The 3,646-nt window shown below is 64.1% G+C and carries 3 protein-coding genes and 1 pseudogene; 3 read left to right on the top strand and 1 reads right to left on the bottom strand.

All coding sequences use genetic code 11. From position 1 onward, the window contains the following. The 3 genes from EOA27_RS27325 to EOA27_RS27315 form a co-directional block, all read left to right on the top strand. Positions 1–1,344: phosphate acyltransferase (locus EOA27_RS27325; RefSeq protein WP_281059481.1), on the top strand; the 1,344-nt coding region annotated here is incomplete at its 5' end. A gap of 121 nt (positions 1,345–1,465) precedes the next feature. Continuing rightward, entirely contained in the window at positions 1,466–1,876 is a 411-nt protein-coding gene (locus tag EOA27_RS27320; RefSeq protein WP_126082533.1) for an MAPEG family protein, read from the top strand. A 49-nt stretch (positions 1,877–1,925) separates the two neighbouring features. Beyond that, a complete protein-coding gene (locus tag EOA27_RS27315) occupies positions 1,926–3,149 on the top strand; it encodes a DUF2865 domain-containing protein (RefSeq protein WP_126082532.1) in 1,224 nt (407 codons plus the stop codon). On the opposite strand, the pseudogene EOA27_RS27310 reads toward EOA27_RS27315, so the two are convergent. Continuing rightward, a pseudogene (locus EOA27_RS27310) lies at positions 3,067–3,646 on the bottom strand (glutamate--tRNA ligase); the annotation flags it as partial. The gene EOA27_RS27315 and the pseudogene EOA27_RS27310 overlap by 83 nt on opposite strands.

Genomic DNA, 3,646 nt, shown 5'->3' with positions numbered 1-3,646 from the left:
GTGCTGTGCTTTCCTTACATCTTCCGCGGCGCCCTCGATTGCGGCGCCAGCGCCATCAATGAGGAGATGAAAATGGCGGCGGTGCGGGCGATCGCCGCCCTTGCCCGCGAGGAGCCTTCGGACGTCGCCGCCCGCGCCTATTCCGGCGAGACGCCGATGTTCGGCCCCGATTTTCTCATCCCCTCGCCCTTCGATCCGCGCCTTATCCTGCGCATCGCGCCGGCGGTGGCGAAGGCCGCCTGCGACACCGGCGTCGCGACGCGGCCGATTGCCGACTTCGCCGCCTATATCGACAAGCTCAACCGCTTCGTCTTCCGCTCCGGCCTGGTGATGAAGCCGGTGTTTTCCACCGCCAAGGCTTCAAGCTCCAAGCGCGTCATCTATGCCGACGGCGAGGACGAACGGGTGCTCCGCGCCGCCCAGGTGGTGTTGGAGGAAGGCATTGCCGAACCGACTTTGATCGGCCGCCCGCATGTGGTGGAGGTGCGCCTGAAGCGTTACGGCCTGCGCATCCGGCCGGGCGTTGATTTCGCGTTGATCAATCCGGAAGACGATCCGCGCTACCGCCATTATGTCGATCTTTTGATCGAACTCGCCGGCCGGCGCGGGGTGACGACGGAAGCCGCTCGCACCATGGTGCGCACCAACAATACGGTTATCGCGGCGCTCGCGCTGAAGCGTGGCGATGCGGATGCCATGATCTGCGGGCTCGAAGGTCGTTTCGAGCGGCACTTGCGCAACGTCTCGCTGATCATCGGGCCGCGCGCCGGCGTCAAGGACCGCGATCTGTCGGCGCTCTCCATGCTGATTTCGCAGCGGGGCATCATCTTTCTCACAGACACTTACGTCTCCATCGATCCCACAGCCGAGGAGATCGCGGAGATGACCGTTCTGGCGGCCGAGGAAATCAGGCGCTTCGGCATGGAACCCAAGGCCGCCCTGCTCTCCTTCTCGGATTTCGGTTCGCGTGACGCGCCGAGCGCATTCAAGATGCGGCAAGCCGCGGCGATCCTGGCGCGCATCGCGCCCGACCTTGAATGCGATGGCGAGATGCATGCCGATACGGCGCTTTCGGAACATCTGCGCCAGCGCGTCTATCCGCATTCCAGGCTGAAGGGCGAGGCCAATCTGCTGGTCTTCCCGAACCTCGATTCGGCCAACATCACGCTGACGGCGCTGGGCGCCATGATGGATGCGCTGCATGTCGGGCCGATCCTGCTCGGCACCGACAAGCCCGCGCATATATTGACGCCGTCGGTGACCTCGCGCGGCGTGGTCAACATGACCGCGCTGGCCGTCGTCGAAGCGGCGCACCAGGCGCAGGCGCTGGTCGACCTGAATTAAGGACGACTCTGACCTTAAATGCCGATGGCGCATCGTTGTAAGTTGGTGATGCCCATTGCGGCCTCACCGTCGCGTTTGGGTATTCAAGCGCGAAAGACGAATGGGCAAGTGCGAGGGTTCAATGAGATTCGAACTGACCATGCTGGCCGCAAGTTGTGTGCTCTGTTTCATTCACATAGTTCTCGCCTCGCATTCGGCGAGCTTTCAGCGGGGTTACCGCTGGACGGCCAGCGCCCGAGACGCCGAAGTCCCTCCGCTCACCGGGATGGCGGGACGGCTGGAAAAGGCGCTGCGGAACTTCGTCGAGACATTTCCAGTATTCGTGGCGGCGGTTTTTCTTGTCCACGCGGCCGGCCGTGAGACTTCGCTCAGCGAGTGGGGAGCCGGACTCTATTTTTCGGCCAGACTGGTCTATCTTCCGCTCTACGCATTCGGTGTTCCCCTGCTTCGCTCGCTCGTCTGGAACGTCGCGTTTGTTGGAATCGCCATGCTTCTGTCAGCTTCGGTGTGGCCCCTGCTAGGAAACAGTTAACCACGAGCACGCTAGCCTTCCGGCTACGGACAATCGGGGTGTCAGGCGGATGAAAGGATTGAAGCTGACGCATCTCGCGGCGCTGCTTTCGGCGTTCGCCGCGTCGGCCGTTGCCGTGACCGAGCCGCAGGCAGCTTCCCGCACGTGCCGTCAGCTTGAAGCCGAACTCGCCGCGACACGCGGTGGCGGCGGCGGCCCGGGCCTCGTCCGCAAATATGACGACGCGATCGCTCGCCAGCGCGAGCAGCTTGCCAAGGCCCGCGGCCGAGCAAGCGATGCCGGTTGCGGCTTCACGCTGTTTTCGCGCAATGTCAGCCAGTGCGCGGCGATCAACGCCTCGATAGAGCGCATGAACACCAATCTCGACACGTTGCAGGCTAAGCGCGAGCGGCTTGCCGCCGGTGGCACGCGGCGCGACCGCAGTCGTATCCTGCAGGCGCTCGATGCCAACAACTGCCGCGACGACGAGATCGCGCCGCGACGCGCGCCGCTTCAGGAGGCTTCCCGTGACAATGGCGGCGGCAATCTGTTCGAGCAGCTTTTCGGCCGCCAGGACGAGCAACTCGAAACGCCCGATGCCTCTGACATGCCGGACGCGGCGGACGTTCCGCTTGATGATCCGAGCGTGCGCAACATCCGCCGCATCATCAATCAGCCGGACGGCATGGACCTGCCAAGGCTGGGCGGCGAGTTCCGCACCATGTGCGTGCGTACCTGCGACGGCTATTTCTACCCGATGTCCAACGCCGCCTCGGTCGGCGATTTCGAGCGCGACCAGAAGAATTGCGAATCGAGCTGCCCCGGCACCGAAATGCAGGTCTTCTATTCGCGTGGAACGGACGACGACTCCGGGTCGATGACCTCCTCGGTCACCGGTCAGCCCTACAGCGAGCTGCCGACCGCCTATCTCTACAAGCAGGCCAACTATTCGCGGCCGCCCACTTGCGGATGCAACGCGCAGGCCGGCAATTTCACGATCATCGGCGGCAATCCGCCCAATCCCGAACAGTCGCAGCCGGAGAGCGGGATGGCGCCCTTCATTCCCATGCCGGCGGTGAAACCCGATCCCGGCGCCGATCCCGAAACACTCTCCAATGCAGAAGGCGGGCTCGACCAGGACGCGATCAAGCGGCTGACCGCCAAGGTACCGGTGTCGCCGGTCTCTATGCTGCCACCGGATCAGCGCAAGGTCAGGGTCGTCGGGCCAGCGTTCCTTCCCGACCCATCAGCGGCAATAGATCTGAAAGCTCCGGCCCCGAAGTCCGCCCGGTAAGCGCCAGCCGCAGCGGCATGAACAGCGGCTTGCCCTTGCGCCCAGTTGCTTCCTTGATCTTGCCGGTCCAGTCCTTCCAGACCGTGCCGTTCCACGGCTCCTCCGGCAGCAGCTCGAATGCCTGGTGAAGGAAATCGCGGTCGTCGCCGGAAAACTCGGCCGGCTCCTGCGGGCCTTCGCTCAGGATTCGCCACCAGCCGACCGCGTCCGATAGGCGGTCGAGATTGCCGCGTACCGCCAGCCAGAACGCCTCGGCCTTGTCACCGGAAATGCCCAGCACCATCAGCCGGTCGCGGGCTTCCTCGAACGACATGTGATGCATCAGCGTGCGGTTGAGCACGAGGAGCTCGTCTGGATCGAACTTGGAGGCGGACTTGGATGTCGCCGCCGGGTCGAAATGGCTGGCAAGCTCGTTGAGATCATGCGCGGCGGTGACATTCTCCGACGTGCCGACGAGCACCGCCAGCGACGCGACCGCCATCGGCTCAATCCCGTCC

Origin of the sequence: Mesorhizobium sp. M2A.F.Ca.ET.037.01.1.1, assembly GCF_003998075.1 — a bacterium.
Lineage (GTDB): Bacteria > Pseudomonadota > Alphaproteobacteria > Rhizobiales > Rhizobiaceae > Mesorhizobium.
The sequence above is the reverse complement of the archived record's forward strand: the minus strand, read 5'-3'. Positions and strand labels throughout refer to the sequence as shown.

Bases quoted from the DNA above. Each gene is read 5' to 3' on its own strand.
- EOA27_RS27320 (WP_126082533.1), top strand. From the start codon at position 1,466: ATGAGATTCGAACTGACCATGCTGGCCGCAAGTTGTGTGCTCTGTTTC.
- EOA27_RS27315 (WP_126082532.1), top strand. From the start codon at position 1,926: ATGAAAGGATTGAAGCTGACGCATCTCGCGGCGCTGCTTTCGGCGTTC.